The sequence below is a fragment of the Novosphingobium sp. genome, from assembly GCF_041915465.1.
Classification (GTDB): Bacteria; Pseudomonadota; Alphaproteobacteria; order Sphingomonadales; family Sphingomonadaceae; genus Novosphingobium.
In genome coordinates, this window is sequence record NZ_JAYSBK010000055.1 from 1 (window position 1) to 19,858 (window position 19,858).

16 protein-coding genes and 1 pseudogene are annotated in these 19,858 nt (G+C 65.8%); 11 read left to right on the top strand and 6 right to left on the bottom strand.

Annotation, left to right across the window (positions count from 1 at the left end):
* Both ACE3SN_RS10575 and ACE3SN_RS10580 read left to right on the top strand, forming a co-directional pair.
* A pseudogene (locus ACE3SN_RS10575) lies at positions 1 to 2,090 on the top strand (DNA-directed RNA polymerase subunit beta'); the annotation flags it as partial.
* Between the two features lie 157 nt (positions 2,091 to 2,247).
* Complete coding sequence (locus ACE3SN_RS10580; RefSeq protein WP_374529861.1) at positions 2,248 to 2,973, top strand: DUF2334 domain-containing protein; 726 nt, start codon at positions 2,248 to 2,250, stop codon at positions 2,971 to 2,973.
* 72 nt (positions 2,974 to 3,045) lie between these two features.
* Here ACE3SN_RS10580 and ACE3SN_RS10585 read toward each other — a convergent pair whose 3' ends face one another.
* Positions 3,046 to 3,222: a hypothetical protein gene (locus ACE3SN_RS10585; RefSeq protein WP_374529846.1), complete on the bottom strand. Its 177-nt coding sequence runs from the start codon at positions 3,220 to 3,222 to the stop codon at positions 3,046 to 3,048.
* Between ACE3SN_RS10585 and ACE3SN_RS10590 the strand changes: the two genes are divergently transcribed.
* Together ACE3SN_RS10590 and ACE3SN_RS10595 are read left to right on the top strand one after the other, a co-directional pair.
* Complete coding sequence (locus tag ACE3SN_RS10590) at positions 3,223 to 3,996, top strand: hypothetical protein (protein ID WP_374529848.1); 774 nt, start codon at positions 3,223 to 3,225, stop codon at positions 3,994 to 3,996.
* Complete coding sequence (locus ACE3SN_RS10595; protein WP_374529850.1) at positions 3,996 to 5,162, top strand: glycosyltransferase; 1,167 nt, start codon at positions 3,996 to 3,998, stop codon at positions 5,160 to 5,162. The genes ACE3SN_RS10590 and ACE3SN_RS10595 overlap by 1 nt, the downstream gene beginning before the upstream one ends.
* A gap of 21 nt (positions 5,163 to 5,183) precedes the next feature.
* Here the strand turns inward: ACE3SN_RS10595 and ACE3SN_RS10600 are convergent, their stop codons facing one another.
* Positions 5,184 to 6,335, bottom strand: coding sequence for a serine hydrolase (locus ACE3SN_RS10600; RefSeq protein ID WP_374529852.1), 1,152 nt, complete (start codon positions 6,333 to 6,335; stop codon positions 5,184 to 5,186).
* An 88-nt stretch (positions 6,336 to 6,423) separates the two neighbouring features.
* Positions 6,424 to 7,551, bottom strand: coding sequence for a serine hydrolase domain-containing protein (locus ACE3SN_RS10605; RefSeq protein WP_374529853.1), 1,128 nt, complete (start codon positions 7,549 to 7,551; stop codon positions 6,424 to 6,426).
* Between the two features lie 61 nt (positions 7,552 to 7,612).
* Here ACE3SN_RS10605 and ACE3SN_RS10610 point away from each other — a divergent pair, with 61 nt between their 5' ends.
* Together ACE3SN_RS10610 and gltX are read left to right on the top strand one after the other, a co-directional pair.
* Positions 7,613 to 9,274 carry an NAD+ synthase gene (locus tag ACE3SN_RS10610; protein ID WP_374529854.1) on the top strand — a complete coding sequence of 554 codons (1,662 nt, stop codon included), beginning with the start codon at positions 7,613 to 7,615 and terminating at the stop codon, positions 9,272 to 9,274.
* Positions 9,275 to 9,276: 2 nt separating this feature from the next.
* Positions 9,277 to 10,605 carry a glutamate--tRNA ligase gene (gltX, locus tag ACE3SN_RS10615; protein WP_374529862.1) on the top strand — a complete coding sequence of 443 codons (1,329 nt, stop codon included), beginning with the start codon at positions 9,277 to 9,279 and terminating at the stop codon, positions 10,603 to 10,605.
* On the opposite strand, the gene trxC is transcribed toward gltX, so the two are convergent.
* On the bottom strand, positions 10,602 to 11,045 hold the full coding sequence (trxC, locus tag ACE3SN_RS10620) for a thioredoxin TrxC (protein ID WP_374529855.1): 444 nt from the start codon (positions 11,043 to 11,045) through the stop codon (positions 10,602 to 10,604). The genes gltX and trxC overlap by 4 nt on opposite strands.
* 124 nt (positions 11,046 to 11,169) lie before the next feature.
* Between trxC and ACE3SN_RS10625 the strand changes: the two genes are divergently transcribed.
* The 3 genes from ACE3SN_RS10625 (at position 11,170) to ACE3SN_RS10635 (ending at position 13,007) form a co-directional block, all read left to right on the top strand.
* Entirely contained in the window at positions 11,170 to 11,358 is a 189-nt protein-coding gene (locus tag ACE3SN_RS10625) for a hypothetical protein (protein ID WP_374529856.1), read from the top strand.
* Positions 11,359 to 11,378: 20 nt separating this feature from the next.
* A complete protein-coding gene (locus tag ACE3SN_RS10630; RefSeq protein WP_374529857.1) occupies positions 11,379 to 11,732 on the top strand; it encodes a carboxymuconolactone decarboxylase family protein in 354 nt (117 codons plus the stop codon).
* 246 nt (positions 11,733 to 11,978) lie between these two features.
* Positions 11,979 to 13,007 carry an aspartate-semialdehyde dehydrogenase gene (locus ACE3SN_RS10635; RefSeq protein WP_374529863.1) on the top strand — a complete coding sequence of 343 codons (1,029 nt, stop codon included), beginning with the start codon at positions 11,979 to 11,981 and terminating at the stop codon, positions 13,005 to 13,007.
* A gap of 47 nt (positions 13,008 to 13,054) precedes the next feature.
* Here ACE3SN_RS10635 and ACE3SN_RS10640 read toward each other — a convergent pair whose 3' ends face one another.
* Both ACE3SN_RS10640 and ACE3SN_RS10645 read right to left on the bottom strand, forming a co-directional pair.
* The gene (locus tag ACE3SN_RS10640; protein WP_374529858.1) at positions 13,055 to 15,802 is read right to left on the bottom strand and encodes a [protein-PII] uridylyltransferase; all 2,748 of its coding nucleotides are present in this window, start codon (positions 15,800 to 15,802) and stop codon (positions 13,055 to 13,057) included.
* On the bottom strand, positions 15,799 to 17,511 hold the full coding sequence (locus ACE3SN_RS10645) for a class I adenylate-forming enzyme family protein (RefSeq protein ID WP_374529859.1): 1,713 nt from the start codon (positions 17,509 to 17,511) through the stop codon (positions 15,799 to 15,801). Before ACE3SN_RS10645 ends, ACE3SN_RS10640 begins: the two co-directional genes overlap by 4 nt.
* A 158-nt stretch (positions 17,512 to 17,669) precedes the next feature.
* Here ACE3SN_RS10645 and lgt point away from each other — a divergent pair, with 158 nt between their 5' ends.
* Entirely contained in the window at positions 17,670 to 18,608 is a 939-nt protein-coding gene (gene lgt, locus ACE3SN_RS10650; RefSeq protein WP_374529864.1) for a prolipoprotein diacylglyceryl transferase, read from the top strand.
* Positions 18,605 to 19,687: a class I SAM-dependent methyltransferase gene (locus ACE3SN_RS10655; RefSeq protein ID WP_374529860.1), complete on the top strand. Its 1,083-nt coding sequence runs from the start codon at positions 18,605 to 18,607 to the stop codon at positions 19,685 to 19,687. Before lgt ends, ACE3SN_RS10655 begins: the two co-directional genes overlap by 4 nt.
* Positions 19,688 to 19,858: the final 171 nt, after the last annotated feature.

The following is a 19,858-nucleotide window of genomic DNA, read 5'->3' on the forward strand; positions in this document are numbered from 1 at the left end:
TCGCCGGCATGCGCGGCCTCATGGCCAAGCCGTCGGGTGAAATCATCGAGACGCCGATCATCTCGAACTTCAAGGAAGGTCTGACCGTTCTTGAATACTTCAACTCGACCCACGGCGCCCGCAAGGGTCTGGCGGACACCGCGCTCAAGACCGCGAACTCGGGTTACCTGACCCGCCGACTGGTCGACGTGTCGCAGGACTGCGTGGTCGTGATCGACGATTGCGGCACCGAACGCGCGCTGGAAATGCGCTCGATCGTGCAGGGCGGTTCGACCATCGCTTCGCTGGCCGAACGCATCCTGGGCCGCACGCTCGCCGAGGACATCGTCGACAAGGACGGCAATGTCGTGGCGGCCAAGGGCGACCTGCTCGACGAAGCGGCCGTGGCTGCGATCGAAGCGACCGGCATCCAGGCCGCGCGCATCCGCTCGCCGCTGATCTGCGAAGCGCAGCAGGGCGTTTGCGGCACGTGCTATGGCCGTGACCTGGCGCGCGGTACCCCGGTCAACATCGGTGAAGCTGTCGGCGTGATCGCCGCCCAGTCGATCGGTGAACCGGGCACCCAGCTGACCATGCGTACCTTCCACATCGGCGGGGCCGCGCAGGTCAACGAACAGTCGCACCTCGAATCGATCTGCGACGGCACGGTGAACTACCGCGACATCCCGACCATCGTCGACAAGCGTGGTCGCCGCCTGAGCCTTGCCCGCAACGGCGAGATCGTGGTGCTCGACAGCGAGGGCCGCGAACGCGCGATCCACCGCGTGCCTTACGGTACCCACCTGCTCCACGAAGACGGCGCGATCATCAATGAAGGCGATCGCCTGGCCGAGTGGGACCCGTTCACCCTGCCGGTGATCACCGAAAAGCCCGGTATCGTGAAGTACCAGGACTTGGTCGACGGCAAGACGCTGACCGAAGTGACCGACGATGCAACCGGCATGACCAGCCGCGTCGTCACCGAAAACCGTTCGACCTCGCGTTCGAAGAAGGAAGACCTGCGTCCGCGCATGACCCTGCTCGACGACGCTTCGGGCGAAGCGGCGCGCTACATGCTGGCGCCGGGCACGACCCTGTCGGTCGAAGACGGTCAGGCGGTCGAAGCCGGTGACGTGCTGGCCCGCGCCAGCCGCGAAGCCGCCAAGACCCGCGACATCACCGGTGGTCTGCCGCGCGTTGCCGAACTGTTCGAAGCCCGCATTCCCAAGGACAATGCGGTCATCGCCAAGATCAGCGGCCGGATCGAGTTCGTGCGCGACTACAAGGCCAAGCGCAAGATCGCGATCATCCCCGAGGAAGGCGATCCGGTTGAATACCTGATCCCCAAGTCGAAGGTGATCGACGTTCAGGAAGGCGACTGGGTCAAGAAGGGTGACAACCTGATCTCGGGCTCGCCGAACCCGCACGACATTCTTGAAGTGCTGGGCGTCGAGGCGCTGGCCGAGTATCTCTGCTCGGAAATCCAGGAAGTCTACCGCTTGCAGGGCGTGAAGATCAACGACAAGCACATCGAGGTGATCGTTCGCCAGATGCTGCAGAAGGTTGAAATCACCAATGGCGGGGACACCACCCTGCTGCCCGGCGAACAGGTCGATCTCGAGGAAATGAACGAGTTCAACGCCAAGCTGGCCGAAGGGCAGATGCCCGCCGAAGGCAAGCCGGTGCTGCTCGGCATTACCAAGGCCAGCCTGCAGACGCGTTCGTTCATCTCGGCCGCGTCGTTCCAGGAAACCACCCGCGTGCTCACGCAGGCGGCGGTCGAGGGCAAGAAGGACTCGCTGATCGGGCTGAAGGAAAACGTCATCGTCGGCCGCCTGATCCCCGCCGGTACCGGTGCGGGCATGAACCGCCTGCGCGTGGCGGCCAGCAGCCGCGATGCCGCGCTGCGCGCTTCCTACCGCAAGCTGCAGGAGCACCTGATCGCTCCCGCAACCGCGGCCGAGGAACACGCCGCCGAGCTCGCCCAGGGCCCGGAAGCCGCGATCGGCGACGATCCGCTCGCCATGGTCGAAGGTGAAACCCACGGTCTCGATGCCGATGCGGGCGACTACCTGAACACGCCGGAAGAAGGCGCGGACGGCGAAGCGTAAGCGCAGGTTCATCTAACCGAGCCAATAGAGGCCCCGCCGGAGCGCTCCGGCGGGGCCTTGTGCTTCGCCGGACGGACCAGCGGGTCGCAAAAACGGATCCAGTCGCGTGACGCAAACCTTGTCGTCCCAACCATCGTCCCTGCCCGGCAGCCCCGTGCTGCTGGCGTCGATTCACGATGTATCGCCGCGTTTCGAGCGCGAGGTCGATATCCTTGCCGAACTCTACTCACGCCTGCTTGGCGCACCGCGCTTTGCCATGCTGGTCGTGCCCGACCATTGGGGCGGCGCGGCGCTGCGCGAGGCCCCGACCTTCCAGAGTCGCCTGCGCGACTGGGCCAGCGCCGGGATCGAGATGTTCGTCCACGGCTGGTTCCACCGTGATTTCGCCTTTCACAAGGGTCTTGCGGGCATCAAGGCCAAGCACATGACTGCCGGTGAAGGGGAATTCCTGGGCCTCGAAAAGAACGAGGCCGCGCGCCGCATGGCCGAAGGCAAGGCGCTGATCGAGGACATTACCGGCAAGCCGGTGGCGGGCTTCATCGCGCCGGCCTGGCTTTACGGACCCGGCGCGCAGGAGGCACTGGGCGAGAGCGGATTTGGCCTGGCGGAAGACCACATGCGTGTGTGGGAACCGGCCAGTGGCAAGATCTTGGCGCGCGGCCCGGTGATTACCTGGGCCAGCCGCAGCCGGCCACGCCAGCTGAGTTCACTGGCAGTTGCCCGCATCGCGCGCGCGTTTCTGCATCGGCAGCAGGTGGTACGGGTGGCAACCCATCCGGGCGACACCGCGGTTCCGGCCCTGATGGACAGCATCACGCTGACCTTGGGCAGTTTCGCGGCGCGGCGCCGGGCCGGCTCCTATCAGGAACTGACGAGCGGCTGACACAAGCCTGAAAAATTTTCATGCCACGCAGCTGCGGAACCCAACGGCTCGCGGCGTCATTGTTTGAACAAGTTAGAAGAAGAACGGACTGCGATGCTCCAAGACAGCCAATCCGGCGCAGACATCCTTCCTGGAGCCACCATCATTCCCATTCCCGCCGATCAGCCGGAGCGCCGGCGCCTTGCGGCTGCCTTCAGCACGCTTGTCAGCCTTGCCCTGCTCGCCATGGTGGTCGATCAGTTCCGCCACATGAACTTCGCCTCGATCCTGGCGATGGTGCCTCACAGTGCCGAATTCTGGCTGACTTTTGCAACCTGGTACCTTGCGATGCCGCTCAGCGAATGGATCATCTATCGCAAGTTGTGGCAGCTGCCGTTTTCCGGCGTCGGGGCTCTGATCCGCAAGCTGGTCAGCAACGAACTGCTGCTGGGCTATCTTGGCGAGGCACAGTTCTATGCCTGGGCGCGCAGCAAGCTCGACATGCCGACTGCCCCGTTCGGCGCGATCAAGGACGTCACAATCCTGTCGGCGCTGACGGGCAATATCGCCACCACCGTGATGCTGGTCGCCGCCTGGCCGCTGGTTTCATCGGGCGGGATCGGCCTGCAAATGCATTCGGTATTCATGTCGCTGGGCGTCGTGCTGGTGACCTCGTTCGCCATGCTGCTGTTCCGGCAGCGGCTGTTCACGCTGCCCAAGTCAGAATTGTGGTTCATCTCGCTGGTCCACATGTTCCGGATCGCCGCGCTGGTCCTGCTTTCGGCGCTGATGTGGCACTGGGTCCTGCCCGATGTCGCAATCGCGCTTTGGCTGGTGCTGGCGACGCTGCGCATGCTGGTCTCGCGCCTGCCGCTGGTGCCCAACAAGGACGTCGTCTTCGCCGGACTGGCGGTCTACCTGCTCGGGCAAGAAACCCGCATCGCGGAAATGCTGACGATGATGGCCGGGCTGGTCCTGCTGGCCCACGCCGCCGTCGGCGCGATCTTCGCCCTGACCGGGCTCGTCGGGGAGGCCCGGCGATAATGCGGATTACCGACGTCTGCGCGTTCCTTTCGCCGCACGGCGGCGGCGTGAAGACCTATATCGAACAGAAGCTGCGGATCACCCCCGAGCTGGGCCACGACCTGACCGTGATCGCCCCGGCGGACCGTTCGGAAACCATCGTCTATGGCCCCAATGCGCGGGTCGTAACGATTGCCTCGCCTCGCCTGCTGGTTGACCGCAAGTACTGGTATTTCGCCAACGAGGAAGCCCTCCACCGCGAACTCGACCGCGCCCGGCCCGATTTCGTCGAGGTTTCATCGCCATGGCGCAGCGCTTCGATGGTGGCCCGCTGGCAAGGGCCCGGACATGCCCACGTGCCGCGTGCGCTGATCATGCACGCCGATCCGCTTTCGGCCTATGCCTATCGCTGGTTCGAACCCTTGTTCCCGCGCGACGTGATCGACCGGGGCTTCGAGCCGTTCTGGTCGCACCTGCGCACGCTTGGTCAAAGCTATGACCGGGTCGTCTGCGCCAACCGCGAACTGCGCGAACGGCTGACCGCTGGCGGTGTGCCCAACTGCGCGCTGCATCCGCTGGGTATCGAGGCCGGCGTCTTCTCGCCCGACCACCGCGATCCGGCGCTGCGCGCGCGGCTGCTGGAACTTTGCGGCCTGCCCGAAGACGCGCACCTGCTGATCGGCGTCGGCCGGCTGTCGGCGGAAAAGCGCTGGCCGATGGTAATCGACGCGGTCACTGCCGCAAGCCAGCGCCATCCGATCGGCATGGTCCTGCTCGGCGCGGGCAGACAGCGGACAAGAATCCTGCGCCAGATCGCCGGCAATCCGCACATCCGCCTGCTTGCGCCCGAACGCAATCGCCCGCGCTTTGCGGCGATCCTCGCCAGCGCCGACGCGCTGGTCCACGGCTGCGAGGCGGAAACCTTTTGCCTGGGCGCGGCCGAGGCGCGCGCCTCGGGCGTTCCGGTGATCGTACCCGATCGCGGCGGCGCAGCCGACCATGCCCGGGATGGCGCCGGGCTGACCTATCAGGCGAACAATCCGCTGTCGCTGGCCGCTGCAATCGATCGCCAGATTGCCGATCCGGTCCGCCCGCCGCGTAGCGAGGCGCTGACCATGCGCGATCACTTCGCGCGGCTCTACCAGGATTACGCGAACATCCTGGGCGGGCAGCGCCAGGTAGCCTGAGCGGGCAATCGCCTGCTCGGATCAGCCAAAGATCCGCCCGATCGCGGCCGAGACGCTTTGCATCATCTTCATGCGCACCGGGATTGGTTCGTGCGTTTCGCCGATCATCACCGCAACGGCGTAGAACGAGCCATCGGGCGCTTCGAGGATGGCAACGTCGTTGTAGCCGGTCGCCAGGCCGTGCAGTTCCTGGCCGGTACCGGTCTTGTGATAGACCTTCCACCCTCGCGCAACGCCGGCCTTCAGCCGCATCGGCCCGCTGTGGGTGCGCGAGAGGATGTCCATGAACACGCGGGTCGAAGACGGCGACAGCAATTGACCGGCGGCAAGCTGGGCCAGCGCATGGGCGATCCCCTGGGGCGTGGCACCGTCCATCGGATCGACCATGTAATGCGCCAGCGCCGCTTCGCGCAGCTCCATCGGCAGCCGCGCCCGCGCCTGCTCGAAATTGCGCCCGATGGAATATTCCGGCGACCACTTGAGGCCGGCAATCGCGCTTTGCAGCAGTCGTTCGCCCGGACCAAAGCGGATCCCGCCAAGTTGCTTTTCCTTGAGCGTTGCGCGCACCACATCGGGCCCGCCGACGGTCCACAGCAGTCGATCGTTTGCGGTATTGTCCGACAACGAGAGCGCGTTTTTCATCAGGCCGGCAATCGGCTTGGTGACAAAGCCCTGCTCAAGCACCTCACCGCGCAGCGGCTGGTTGAACACGGTCAGGTCCGCGGGCCTGATCGTGACCGGCTGGTCGATCGACAGACGGCCCTGATCGACCGCATCGAGCACCGCGAGGCTGACCCACAGCTTCGAAACGCTCTGCTGCGGGAAGAACTGCTCGGCGCGCTCGCCCACCAACCAGCTGCACCCGGCCTTGGTCACCGCGATGCCGACCTTGCCATTGAACTCGTGCGCGATCCGCGTGATTTCGCGCTGCAGCGGCGCCGGATCTGCGCTGCAATCGGCATGGAAGGGCGCGAGGGCGGCATGGGCTTTTTCCACCCCACCGCCCAGCAGCTTGCTGGCCGCATCGCTGCCCGGCTGGCCGGGAATGGCAGCATAGGCGGCAAGCCCGGCCACGATCCCGCCAAGCCCAATCCAGCGCTTGCCGCGACGCGGGCGCTGGCCCAGTGCGGCGTTGAGGGCGACAGGTTTGTCTCGGGTCAGGCGTTCGCTCATCTAGGCTCGGTTCCTAGGCCAAGTGGCCTGAGCAGACAATCGTCCCGCGCTCCCGTCCTGCCGCAATCCCCGGCCAATTGGTCGCGGATCAGGCATAGGCCATCCGTTCGAGCGCACCGTACATATCGAGCGCCTGTGCATCGCCGAAGGGTGAAAGCTGGCTCATGAAGACGCCGGCAACGCCGCTGGCGGGATCGATCCAGTAATAGGAATTGAAGATCCCCGCCCAGGCGAGACTACCCGGCGCGCGGCCGTTGGGGCCGGGTTCGGGGTTGATCAGGAAGCCCAGGCCCCAACCGGTATGCTGATCGGGGAAGGTGTCGAACGGCTGGGCCATTTCGGGCATGGCCGTTCCCATGTAGCCCGCGCGCAGCTCACCAATCTGGTTGCGGCCCATCTCCGCCACGGTTTCCGGCCTCAGAATCCGCGCGCCGTCCAGCTCGCCCCCGCGCAGCATCATGCGCAGGAAACGGCCATAGTCCGGCGCTGTCGAAGTGAGGCCGCCGCCGCCCATGTCGAACTCGCCCCCGCCCAGGAACACCGGGATCTGCATCAGCGATCCATCGGGACCGCGCACGTGAACCTTGGCCGCGTCTTCGGGCAAGGCGTCGCGGAACGCGGTCTGGTTCATGCCCAGCGGGGCAAAGACGTGTTCGGTCAGGTATTCGCCAAGGCGCGAGCCCGTCGCTTCTTCCACGGCGCGGCCAACCCAATCGGTTGAGACGGAATATTCCCAGCGCGTGCCCGGATCGAACATCAACGGCATCCGGATCGTATCGAGCGTTCCCGCTGCCGGCATCGAGGTCGCCGCGTAGTACTGCAGGATTTCGGGGTGGATGAACGAATAGCCAAAGCCCGAAGTGTGGGTCAGCAGGTGGCGCAAGGTTATCGGGTTCGCTGCGGGGCGTGTAACAGGCTTGCCGTCCGCATCGAAGCCGGTGAGCACCTGCGGGTCGGCCAGTTCGTGCACCACATCGCCGATCGGCGCATCAAGGCTGAGTCGCCCCTGTTCGACCAGTTGCATCGCGCCGACCGAAACCAGCGCCTTGGTCATCGAGGCGATCTGGAAGATCGTATCCTCCCGCATCGCGCCGCCGCTCGGGGTGGTCTCGCCAAAGCTGCGCGAATAACGCTTGCCGTCGGCATCGAACAGCATGGTCACTGCGCCGGCAAGGCCCGAGGCAGCAAAAGCGGTTTCCAGTTCGGCGTCAGTCATTGTCTCTCCCAGCCTTATTCTCGCCATTGGCTAACCCGCTTCCACGCCTTAGGGAAGTGTCATGGTCGATACGCTCTCCATTACGCTTGCCCAGCTCAACCAGTCGGTCGGCGATATTGCCGGCAATGCCACAGCCATGCTCGCCGCGCGCGAACGCGCCCGCGCTGCGGGAGCGGACCTGATTGTGTTCCCCGAAATGCAGCTCATCGGTTATCCGCCCGAAGACCTCGTGCTGAAGCCCGCACTGATCGAGCGCGCGGCGAGCGCATTGGCCGACATGGCGGTGACGACCCTCGACGGTGGCCCCGCAATGCTGGTCGGCAGCGTCTTCGTGCGCGATGGCAACCTCCACAACGGGGTCGCCCTGCTCGACGGGGGCAAGATCGCCGCCGTGCGCTTCAAGCACGAGCTGCCCAATTACGGCACCTTCGACGAGGTCCGCCTGTTCGAGCCCGGCCCGCTGCCCGAACCGATCGTGTTCAAGGGCGTGATGATCGGCCTGCCGATCTGCGAGGATATCTGGCACCCGGACGTGTGCCGCCACCTTGCCGATTTCGGCGCGGAAATGCTGATCTGCATCAACGGCAGCCCCTACGAGATCGACAAGGACACGCTGCGGATCGACGGCGTGGCCAAGCGCCGCGCGGTCGATACCGGCTTGCCGCTGGCCTACCTCAACCGCGTGGGCGGGCAGGACGAACTGGTGTTCGACGGGGCCAGCTTCGTGATCAACGGCGATGGCAGTCTGGCCGTGCAGATGGCCGACTGGGAAGAGCAGGAAGTGCTCACCCGCTGGACCCGCACCGCGCAAGGCTGGCGCTGCGACCGGGGTGAGGTGGCACCCCTCGCCGACCATCCTGAGGATATCTATTGCGCGATGGTGCTGGCGCTGCGCGACTATGTGAACCGCAACCGCTTCCCCGGCGTGGTGCTGGGCCTGTCGGGCGGGATCGACAGCGCGATCTGCGCCGCGATCGCCGCCGATGCGCTTGGGCCGGAGCGGGTGTGGTGCGTCATGCTGCCCAGCCGCTTCACCAGCCAGGAAAGCCTCGACCTCGCCACTGGCTGCGCCAAGATGATCGGCTGCCGCTATGACACGATCCCGATCCAGCCCGCCGTCACCGGCTTCGACGAAATGCTGGCCGGCAGCTTTGCCGATACCCAGGTCGATCTGACCGAGGAGAACCTGCAAAGCCGCATCCGCGGCGTGACGCTGATGGCGCTGTCGAACAAGTTCGGACCGATGCTGCTGACCACCGGCAACAAGAGCGAAATGAGCGTAGGCTATGCCACGATCTATGGCGACATGGCGGGCGGCTATAACCCGCTGAAAGACGCCTACAAGATGACCGTCTTCGCGATCTCGCGCTGGCGCAACGCCCACAAGCCCAAGATCGGGCTTGGCCCGGATGGCCCGGTGATGCCCGAGGGGATCATCACCCGTCCGCCCTCCGCCGAACTCCGGCCCGACCAGAAGGACGAGGATTCGCTGCCGCCCTACCCCGTGCTCGATGCGATCCTGCTGGGGCTGGTCGAACACGAAAAGAGCGTGCCGCAACTGGTCGCCGAAGGGTTCGATCACGATGTCGTCGTGCGGATCGAGCGGCTGCTGCACCTGGCCGAATACAAGCGCCGCCAGGCCCCGCCTGGGGTCAAGCTCGGCACCCGCAACTTCGGGCGCGACCGGCGCTATCCGATCAGTCACGCTTTCCGATCGGCATGACCATGACCGTCACCACCCGTTTCGCCCCGTCGCCGACGGGTTCGCTTCATGTCGGCAACATCCGCACGGCGCTGCACAACTGGCTGCTCGCCAAACAGGCGAGCGGGCGGTTCCTGTTGCGGATCGACGATACCGACCTGGAACGCAGCCGCGAAGAACACGTCGCCAGCATCAAGGCCGACCTTGAATGGCTGGGCCTCCATTGGGACGGCGAGGAGCGCCAGTCGGCCCGTTTCGACCTTTATGAAGCGGAGTTCCAAAAGCTGGTCACCGCAGGGCGGGTATATCGCTGCTACGAGACGGCGCAGGAACTGGAGCTCAAGCGCAAGGTGCTGCTCGGACGCGGGCTGCCGCCGATTTACGACCGCGCGGCGCTGGCGCTGACGGATGCCGACCACGCAGCCAAGGCCGCTGCGGGCGAACAGCCGCACTGGCGCTTCCTGCTGGACCGCGAAGCACCGATCGAATGGAACGACGGGATTCGCGGTGCCCAGCACTTCGACCCCGCCAAGATGAGCGACCCCGTGGTGCGCCGCGCAGATGGGTCGTGGCTCTATCTGCTGCCCTCGGTGATCGACGACGTGGCGATGGGCATCACCGACGTGCTGCGCGGCGAGGACCACGTTTCGAACACGGCAACGCAGGTGCAGATGTTCCGCGCGCTGGGGGCTGAGCCGCCGCGCTTTGCGCACGAGGCGCTGCTGACCGGGACCGAGGGCAAACTGTCGAAGCGGCTCGGCTCGCTCGGCGTTGCCGCGCTGCGCGAGGAAGGGATCGAACCCGAGGCGCTGATCGCGCTGCTGGCGCGGCTCGGCACCTCCGATCCGGTTGACCCGGCGCTTGGCGTCGAGGAACTGGCGGCAAGCTTTACCCTCGCCCACTTTGGCCGCGCGCCCGCCCGCTTCGACGAGGCGGAACTGCACCGCGTCAACGCCGGGATCGTCCACCGCTTGCCCTTCGCCCGCGTCGCGCACCTGCTGCCCGAAGGCATGGATGCAGGCGCATGGGCCGCGATCCGCCCCAACCTGTCGCACATCGGGGAGGCGGCTGAATGGTGGCAGGTGGTCACCGGTCCGATTGCCGCGCCCGCGTTGGAAGGCGAGGACAAGGTCTACCTTGCCGCCGCCGCCGAAGCGCTGGCTGGCGGCGCGGCGGACTGGCAGGCGCTGACCGGCGCACTCAAGGAAAGCACCGGCCGCAAGGGCAAGGCGCTGTTCCTGCCGCTGCGCCTTGCGCTGACCGGCATGGAACACGGGCCGGACATGGCCGCTCTGCTTGGCTTTATCGGCCGCGATGAGGCGCTGGCCCGGCTGCGTTCGGCCGCGGCCTAGGCGTTCGCGCGCGCCCAGCGCACGATGTCCTGCGCCGGGATCGCGCCCGAATGGCGCGCCACTTCGCGCCCGCCCGCAAACAGGATCAGCGTCGGGATCGAGCGGATCTGGTAACGCTGGGCCAGTTCCGGCACGGCCTCGGTATCGACCTTGAGCAGGCGGAAGCGCGGCTCCAGTTCGCGCGCGGCAGCGGCATAGGCCGGGGCCATCGCCTTGCACGGCCCGCACCATTCGGCCCAGAAATCGACCAGTACCGGCAGGCTGCCCTTGCCGACTTGCGCCGCAAAGCCCGCCGCATCGACCGCCAGCGGCGCCCCGGTGAACAGCGGCTGCTTGCAGCGCCCGCAGTTGGGATGGGTGCCCAGCCGCGCCACGGGCACCCGGTTGGGTGCGGCGCAATGCGGACAGGCGACCAGCGCGGGATCGGTCAGGGCGGACATCACGACTTCTCCTCGAAACGGCAATTTCCGCAATGAATTGGGGAGGGCCTTGACCCGGATCAAGGACATGGCGACATTTTAAATTAGTCAGTGCTTATATTCCTTTCGTTTCGGGGCTTAAGCAATGACCAGACTGATGTGGATCCTTCATGCAGTAGTCGCAACGGTGCTGATGGGCATTGGCATTACGGCCGTGCTCGCGATGGCCATGCCCGGCTGGAAGCCCATCGCGGTTGCCGCGGCGATCGGCTTTTTCCTCGCGCTTCCGGTTTCCTATGTGATCGCGCGCAAGATTGAAGCAGCGACGACCTGATCTGATTTCCGGAGACGACCATGCACAAGGATTGGCCCGCCATGGCAGCCGAGCTGTCGGCCGCGATCAAGGAAGTGCGCCTGGGCGCGCCCGAAGTGACCAAGGCCTTTTCGGCGATGGCCCAGGCCGCAACGGCTGGCGGTGCGCTCGACACGCGCACCAAGGAACTGATCGCGCTGGCGATTTCGGTCGCGATCCGCTGCGATGGCTGCGTGGCCTTTCATGCCAAGGCCGCCGTCCAGCAAGGTGCGACCCGCGATGAGATCATGGAGACCATGGGCATGGCGCTCTACATGGGCGCTGGCCCCAGCCTGATGTATGCGGCGCAGGCCGTAGAAGCATACGATCAGTTCGCCGCCGCCGTCCCCAAGTAGTAAAATTTCACGCGGGGCCGACGAAAGGCGGTTTACATTGCGCGGCGGCGCGGGTAGTGGCCCGCGCCATGTTCGCAGTTGCAACCAAGATTATTACCACCAAACCGGCCGCCTTGTGCGGGACGGTTGTGGCGGTGTGCTTGGCCTGAGGCACCCGGACAACCAGCCCCGCGCGAGTTCGCGGGGCTTCTTCCAAACGGGAAAGAAACACCTCGCGCGGCTCCGCAACAACATGGAGTAGTAGTGATGGTGCATCGTTTCGCCCCCGGGCAGCAGCTTAACGTCGGGATCGTCGGCGCAACCGGCGTGGTCGGTTCGACCATGCTGGCAATCCTCAAGGAACGGAACTTTCCGATTGGGCAGCTGCGCCTGTTCGCCTCGGCCCGCTCGGCCGGCAAGGTGGTCGACGGTGTCACCATCGAGGGCGCCGAAACCGCCGATTTCGCAGGGCTTGACGTGGTGCTGTTCAGCGCGGGCGGTTCGACCTCCAAGGCGCTGGCCCCCAAGGTTGCCGCCGCCGGCGCGATCGTGATCGACAACTCCTCGGCCTGGCGCTCGGACCCGGACGTGCCGCTGGTCGTCGCCGAAGTGAACGCGGATGCCATGGCGAACCTGCCCAAGGGCATCGTCGCCAATCCCAACTGCACCACCATGGCCGCGATGCCGGTGCTCAAGCCGCTCCACGACGAAGCCGGGCTCAAGCGCCTGATCGTCTCGACCTACCAGGCGGTCTCGGGCGGCGGCCTTGAAGGGATCGACGTGCTGGCCCGCCAGATCGACCATGTCGGCAACCGCGCGCGCGAGCTGGCCGAAGGCGGCCACGAAGACCTGCTGCCCAAGGCCGAAAAGTGGGCCGTGCCGATCGCGCACAACGTGGTGCCGCTCAACTACGTGCTGGGCGAAGACGACTACACCGAGGAAGAGCTCAAGCTGCGCGATGAAAGCCGCAAGATCCTGGGCATCGCCGGCCTGCCGGTTTCGGGCACTTGCGTGCGCGTGCCGGTGTTCACCGGCCACGCCCTGTCGATCAACGCCGAATTCGACCGCCCGATCAACCCCGAACGCGCGCTCGAACTGCTGGGCAGCGCGCCCGGCGTGGTCGTCACCGCCGTGCCGAACCCGCTCGACGCGACCGGCAAGGACCCGGTCTTCGTCGGCCGCGTGCGCGTTGACCGCACGGTGGACAACGGCCTTGCCTTGTTCGTGGTGGGCGACAATCTGCGCAAGGGCGCAGCGCTCAACGCGGTGCAGATCGCCGAAGCGCTGATCGGGTAATTGTTTTTACTGGTGCGGGAAGGCCATCCGGCCTTCCCGCCCGGAAACTACGCCGTCGCAACCTCGACGGTCTCTTCCCCAGCCGCCTCGAGCAGCTTCTTCTCCACGCTCTTGAGGCGCGCAGCGGAATCGAGCTTTTCGCCGAGCAGGTCGGTCACATAGAACGTGTCGGCCGCGCGTTCGCCATAGGTGGCGATGTGGGCGGAATGGACCATCAGCTTGGATTCGAACAGCGCCCGCGCCAGCCGGTTGAGCAGCGCCGGGCGGTCGCGCGCGTTGACTTCGACCACGGTGAAGCGGTTCGAGGCGTCGTTGTCGAACAGCACCACCGGGCGCACTTCGAAGGCATCGGCGCGCGGGCGGGCGAGCGGGCGGGCGGCGAGTTGCGGCACCAGCTTGATCTTGTTGGCCAGGGCATCCGCGATCATGGTCTTGATCCGGGCGAGCTGGCTGTCTTCCGAGAACGGCCGGCCGAGCGGGTCCTGCACCAGGAAGTTATCGACCGCCATGCCGTTCTTCGCGGTGTGGATGCGCGCGTCGATGATGTTGCCGCCAGCGAGGTGAATCCCGCCAGCGATCCGGTAGAATAGCCCCGGATGGTCCGCCGCGATCACCGTGACCAGCGTTGCGCCGCGCGCCGCGTAATACTCGGTATGAACGTCGAGCGCCTGCCCCTTGGCCGCATCGAGCTGGGTAAGGTTCATCGCCACGATGTCTTCGGGCTCGGCGATCCAGTAGGCATCGCTCATCAGCTTGCCGAGCTTTTCGACCAGCTTCGCCTGCCCGCCAAGCCGTTCGGATACCTTGGCCCGCTTAGCCGCGATACGCTCTGCGCGGCCATGCTGAACGTGGCCCAGCCGCAGGCGTTCTTCGGCCGCGTCGTAGAGTTCGTGAATCAGCTGGCGCTTCCAGCCGTTCCACACTCCCGGCCCGACCGCGCGGATATCGACGATGGTGAGGAGCGAAAGCAGCCGCAGCCGCTCGACCGACTGCACCTGTTCGACAAAATCGCTGATCGTCTTGAAATCGGCGAGATCGCGCTTGAAGGCGGTGGCGCTCATCAAGAGATGTTGGCGCACGAGCCAGGAGACCAGCGCGGTCTCTTCCGGGCTCAGGCCCAGGCGCGGCCCCAGCTTCAGCGCCACTTCAGCGCCCAGTTCCGAATGGTCGCCGCGCCGCCCCTTGGCGATGTCGTGCATCAGGATCGAGACATAGAGCGCGCGGCGGTTCGCGACCTTGTGAATCATCGTCGTGGCCAGCGGGTGATCCGCCTGCATTTCGCCCTTTTCGATCTTCGCCATCAGCCCGATCGCGCGGATCGTGTGCTCGTCCACCGTATAGTGGTGGTACATGTCGAACTGCATCTGCGCGTTCACGCGGCCGAAATCAGGGATGAAGCGGCCGAACACGCCCGCTTCGTTGAGCCAGCGCAGCACGGTTTCGGGATCATTCCGGCTGGTCAGCAGATCGAGGAACAGGGCATTGGCACGCGGATCGCTGCGCACTGTATCGACCAGCCGCGCATCGCGTACCGCAAGGCGCATCGCCTCGGGGTGAACTTCGAGCCCGTTCTGGTCGGCCAGTGCGAAGATTTCGAGCAACCGGGCCGGGTCTTCGGCAAACCAGTTATCGCCCGGCACGTTTATCCGCCCGCCGAACACGACATAGCCCCGCAGCATCCGCCGCCGCGCCCGGAACCCCGCGAGCAACCCGCGCGGTTGCTTCTTGGCGAACTGATCGTCAAGCTGGGCCAGGAACAGGCCGGTGAGATGCCCGACCCGCTTCGCCTGCAGGAAGAAGTACTGCATGAAGCGCTCAACCGCGCTCTTGCCCGGACGATCTGCGAACTGCATCCGGGTGGCGACTTCGCGCTGCAGGTCGAAGGTCAGCCGGTCTTCGGCCCGGCGGGTGATCGTATGGAGGTGGCAGCGCACCGCCCAGAAGAAGTTTTCCGCGCGGCGAAAGGCGCGGTATTCGGTCGGTGTCAGCAGGCCGACATCGACCAGTTCCGACACATCGCGCACATGGTGGATGTACTTGCCGATCCAGTAGAGCGTGTGAAGGTCGCGCAGCCCGCCCTTGCCCTCTTTCACGTTGGGTTCGACGACATAGCGGCTGTCGCCCAGCCGCTTGTGCCGCTCGTTGCGCTCGGCCAGCTTTTCGGCGACGAACTGGCGCTCCGTCCCCGCCACGACTTCGGCCCAGAAGCGGGCCTGCGCTTCATCGAACAGGGCCTGATCGCCCCACACATAGCGCCCTTCGAGCATCGCGGTGCGGATCGTCAAGTCGGCGCGCCCCATCCGCACGGTATCGTCAAGCGAGCGGCTGGAATGGCCGACCTTCAGCCCCAGATCCCACAGGAAATAGAGGATCGCCTCGATCACCTGCTCGCACCACGGGGTTTGCTTGATCGGGGTGATGAAGGCGATGTCGACATCCGAATGCGGCGCCATTTCGCCGCGCCCATAGCCGCCCACCGCCATGATCGTGAGCCGTTCGCCCGAAGAGCGGTTGCTGGCCCGGTAAATATCACCAACCACGTGATCGTGGATCACGCGCACCAGCTGGTCGATCAGGAACGCCTGGGCCTCGGCGCAGTCGTGCCCGGCCGAGGGTTTTTGCGCCAGGCGCGCCGCGATTTCCGAGCGCCCCTGCGCCAGCGCGCCGCGCAGCCGTTCGACCACGGCCGGCCGGGCCGCCGCCGCGCCGCGCTCGCTGACAAGCTGCGCGATATCGTCGGCCAGCACTCGCCGGTCGACAATCGCGCGCTGGTTGGCAATCCGGTTATGGTTCACTTGCTCGCAGCCTGCTCGCTTTCCCAGACAGGCAGGTAACGGGCCTTGAGTGCGCGCTTGTCAACCTTTTCGGTACCGAGCCGCGGCAGCGCCTCACTGACTTCCCACATCTTCACCGGCACCTTGAATGGCGCGATATGGGCCTGCAGGAATTCGCGCAGCTTGTCTTCGGGCAGGTCGGCGCCGTCCTCGGGCAGATACACCGCCACGGGCAGCTCGCCAAAGCGCTCGTCCGGCACGCCGAACACGCTGGCCTCGGCCACGTCGGGGTGGGCATAGATCGCCTGCTCCACCTCGATGCAGCTGATGTTCTCGCCGCCGCGGATGATGATGTCCTTCTTGCGGTCGACGATGAAGACATAGCCGTCCGCGTCGAGATAGCCGAGATCGCCCGAGCGGAACCAGCCATCGGGCATGATTGCCTGGCGGGTCGCCTCCTCGTTCTGCCAGTATCCGGTGAAATTGCAGACCGAGCGCAGCGAAATCTCGCCCATCTCGCCGGGGCCGAGCACCTTGCCGTTATCGTCGAGCGCGGCGATTTCCATCAGCGGCTTGGTTGCCGTACCCGTCGAACCGGGCTTGGCCAGATAGTTCTCGTTGAGGTTGCCCGCCCCCACGCCGTTGGTTTCGGTGAGGCCATAGCCCAGCAGCGGGAAGGCGTGGGGCAGCGCTTCCTTGATCCGCCGCACATGTTCGACCGGACGCGGCGCGCCGCCACCGGCAAAGGCGGTGCAACTGGTAAGGTCGTACTTGTCACGATTGGGATGGGTCGCGATTTCGAAGCTCATCAGCGGGACGCCAACGAAATAGGTGACCTTCTCCTTCTCGATCAGGCGCATCGCTTCTTCCGCGTCCCACTTGGACATCAAGACCAGCTTGCGTCCGATCGCGATCGACTGAAGGAACAGCGGCACTTCGCCCGTCACATGGAACAGCGGCACGTTGACCAGGCTGCACGGCTGCATGGTCGGCGCCTCGCCGCGCCCGGCCATGATGGTGAGGATCGTCAGGGTCTGGGCGATATAGCTGAAAGTGCCCTGCACCACCGCTCGGTGGTTGCTGACCGCGCCCTTGGCCTGGCCCGTGGAGCCCGAGGTATATAGCAGGGTCGCCAGGTCATCGCCAGTCAGTTCCGGCAGCGGCGTATCCATGCCGCCCCCACGCGAAAGAACGGCGGAAAGGCCCTGCTCATAGCCGCAATCATGCTCGAACAGCACGAATTCGGCGTTATGCGTCAGCCCGTCCATCCGCGCGGCGCGCTGCTTGTCGGCCAGCACCAGCTTGCATCCAGCCAGTTCGATCCCGGCAACCATTTCCTCGCCGGTCCACCAGCCATTGAGCAGCGTGGCGCAGCCGCCCGCCATCAGCACGCCGAGATAGGCAATGATCCAGTTATTCGAATTGCGCGCCGCGATCCCTACCCGGTCGCCCTTTGCGACGCCGCAGCCCGCAACCAGCGCGCCGGCCACGTGGCGTGCGGCCTTGCCGACTTCGGCAAAGGTCATGCGAAAATCGCCGTCGACCAGGAATTCGGTATCGCCATGCTGGGCGCAATATTGTTCGATATAGTGCGCCAGCGAGGGCGGCGCGCCCTTGATCATCGGCACGGTCCAGCCGCCGGCATCGAACGGCACGGTTTCCAACGGGCCGCCCGGTGCGGAAAGGGCCGCAACGGCGTTGATCATGGCAGTGTCGAGTTCGCTCGGCATGTGAATTCCTTCATCCCAACGGTTGTAGGCGGCGGCCCCTTCCCCGCGCCGGTATAACCGGGTTTGTCACCCGGCTTGCTCTGTGCCAGAAGGCCCGCGCCGGTGCTTGCGCGCACCGGAACCGTCTGGTCCGGTTCGTTTAAGAGGTAAGCTCCTTGCTGTCACTATCACTCGACCTTGCAGCGCTCGATCTTCCCGGGCTCTTCCACCTTGCGTCGGCTGCTGCCGGACAGGAGCCGATCCACTGGATCGACCTGGGGCTGAAGAACTACCTGTTCGCCTTCAATACGCCGCTCGGCGAATTCCAGCTGCGCTGGTACAGCCTGGCCTATCTTGCCGGGATTCTGCTGGGCTACTGGCACCTTTCCCGGATGCTGAAGGCCCCCGGCGCGCCGATGGCGCAGCGCCATGCCGACGACCTGTTCTTCTATTGCACGCTGGGCATCATCCTGGGCGGACGGCTGGGCTATGCCACCTTCTATACCGGCGGCAATTCCGATTTGCCGAGCCTTTGGGCCCATCCCACGGAACTGCTGCAGTTGTGGAACGGGGGGATGAGCTTCCACGGCGGCCTGATCGGCGTGGTGCTGGCGATCGCCTGGGTTTCGTGGCGCGGCGGGCTGAATTTCCTGCGCGTGGCCGATTACATCGCGGTCTGCGTGCCCTTCGGGATGATGTTCGGGCGCCTCGCCAACTTCGTCAATGGCGAGCTGTGGGGCCGCGTCGCGGGTGAAGGCGTGCCCTGGGCGATGGTCTTTCCGAACGCGGGGCCGCTCGCGCGCCATCCCAGCCAGCTTTACGAGGCGGGCCTCGAAGGGCTGGCGATGGTGATCGTGATGCTGCTGCTATTCTGGAAGAGCCGCGCGCGCTGGCGCCCCGGCCTGCTGGTCGGCACCTTCACGCTGGGGATCGCGATTGCCCGATTCGTCGTCGAATTCTACCGCGAGCCCGATGCGCAGCTGCAGGAATTCGCCATGCGCACCGGCCTGTCGATGGGCCAGTGGCTGACCGTGCCGCTGATGCTGATCGGCCTGGTCTTCATGGCCCGCGCGCTGCTGCGTCCGGCGCTGGGCGCGGCCACGCCAACCCCGCAATGAGCGAAGCGCCCGCCAATCAGAACCAAGCCGAAGCGCCCAAGGAGCCATTGGCGGCGATCTTCCGGCGGCTGATCGGCAACACCGGGCCGATCAGCCTGATGCACTACATGGGCGAATCGAACGCTCGCTACTATTCGTCGAAGGATCCGCTGGGCAGCGCCGGAGACTTCGTTACCGCGCCCGAAATCAGCCAGATGTTCGGCGAACTGATCGGGCTGTGGCTGGCCGACTTCTGGATCCGCGCCGGGCGGGAAGAGCCGGTGCATTATATCGAGCTTGGCCCGGGCCGGGGCACCCTCGCGGCGGACGCGCTGCGCGTTGCCAAGCGCTATGGGCTGGAACCCTCGGTGCACTTCGTCGAAACCTCGACCGCGCTCAAGGACATCCAGCTCGCCGCCATCCCCGGCGCGCAGTGGCATCATGACCTGTCGACGATCCCGGCCTATGGCCCCGTGCTGATCGTCGCCAACGAATTTCTCGATGCTCTGCCGGTGCGGCAACTGGTCAAGACCGAGGACGGCTGGCGCGAACGCATGGTGATCCCGGAAGGCGAGCGTTTTGCCTGCATCGCCGGCGGCCAGCCGATGGACGCCGCCGTGCCCGAAGCGCGGCGCAATGCCCCGATCGGCACGATCATCGAGACTTGCCCGGGGGCCGCGGCGACCGTTTACGAAGTGGCCGGACGGCTGAGAGACCAGGGCGGCGCCGCGCTGTTCATCGACTATGGCCACGACGAGATCCGCGACGGATCGACCCTCCAGGCCGTGCGCGCCCACCTCAAGGTCGATCCCTTCGTCGGGCCGGGCGAGGCCGACCTTACCGCCCACGTGGACTTCGCCACCCTCGCCCCGATCGCCCAGTCGCGCGGGGTGAAATGGCTCGGCACGGTCCCGCAAGGGCGCTGGCTGCGCAATCTCGGCATCGAGACCCGCGCCGAAGCGCTTGCCACCGTTGCCCCGCAGCACACCGCCGCGATCCACGCCGCCAGGGACCGGCTGATCGGCGAAGGCCAGATGGGCCTGCTGTTCAAGGTAATGGGCCTCGCCGCGCCAACCTGGCCGGACGGGGCCGGGTTTTAAGGAGCAGTCGGCGGGATTCGATGGTTTCGTCTGAAAGCGGCCTGTCCGGATACGACAACATTGCGGACATAGCAGTTTCAGGCAAAGAGGGCGCTCGGATGAGGAAGGCGTCATGACCCCGGTAGCCCAAATCGAACTCCTGGAGCAGCAGCTCCGCGCGGCGATGCTTGC

Coding starts and splice junctions, on each gene's coding strand:
- ACE3SN_RS10610 (WP_374529854.1), top strand. CDS start 7,613: ATGGTCGATACGCTCTCCATTACGCTTGCCCAGCTCAACCAGTCGGTC.
- trxC (WP_374529855.1), bottom strand. CDS start 11,045: ATGTCCGCCCTGACCGATCCCGCGCTGGTCGCCTGTCCGCATTGCGCC.
- ACE3SN_RS10630 (WP_374529857.1), top strand. CDS start 11,379: ATGCACAAGGATTGGCCCGCCATGGCAGCCGAGCTGTCGGCCGCGATC.
- gltX (WP_374529862.1), top strand. CDS start 9,277: ATGACCGTCACCACCCGTTTCGCCCCGTCGCCGACGGGTTCGCTTCAT.
- ACE3SN_RS10625 (WP_374529856.1), top strand. CDS start 11,170: ATGACCAGACTGATGTGGATCCTTCATGCAGTAGTCGCAACGGTGCTG.
- ACE3SN_RS10600 (WP_374529852.1), bottom strand. CDS start 6,335: ATGAGCGAACGCCTGACCCGAGACAAACCTGTCGCCCTCAACGCCGCA.
- ACE3SN_RS10605 (WP_374529853.1), bottom strand. CDS start 7,551: ATGACTGACGCCGAACTGGAAACCGCTTTTGCTGCCTCGGGCCTTGCC.
- ACE3SN_RS10595 (WP_374529850.1), top strand. CDS start 3,996: ATGCGGATTACCGACGTCTGCGCGTTCCTTTCGCCGCACGGCGGCGGC.
- ACE3SN_RS10655 (WP_374529860.1), top strand. CDS start 18,605: ATGAGCGAAGCGCCCGCCAATCAGAACCAAGCCGAAGCGCCCAAGGAG.
- ACE3SN_RS10645 (WP_374529859.1), bottom strand. CDS start 17,511: ATGCCGAGCGAACTCGACACTGCCATGATCAACGCCGTTGCGGCCCTT.
- ACE3SN_RS10635 (WP_374529863.1), top strand. CDS start 11,979: ATGGTGCATCGTTTCGCCCCCGGGCAGCAGCTTAACGTCGGGATCGTC.
- ACE3SN_RS10590 (WP_374529848.1), top strand. CDS start 3,223: ATGAACTTCGCCTCGATCCTGGCGATGGTGCCTCACAGTGCCGAATTC.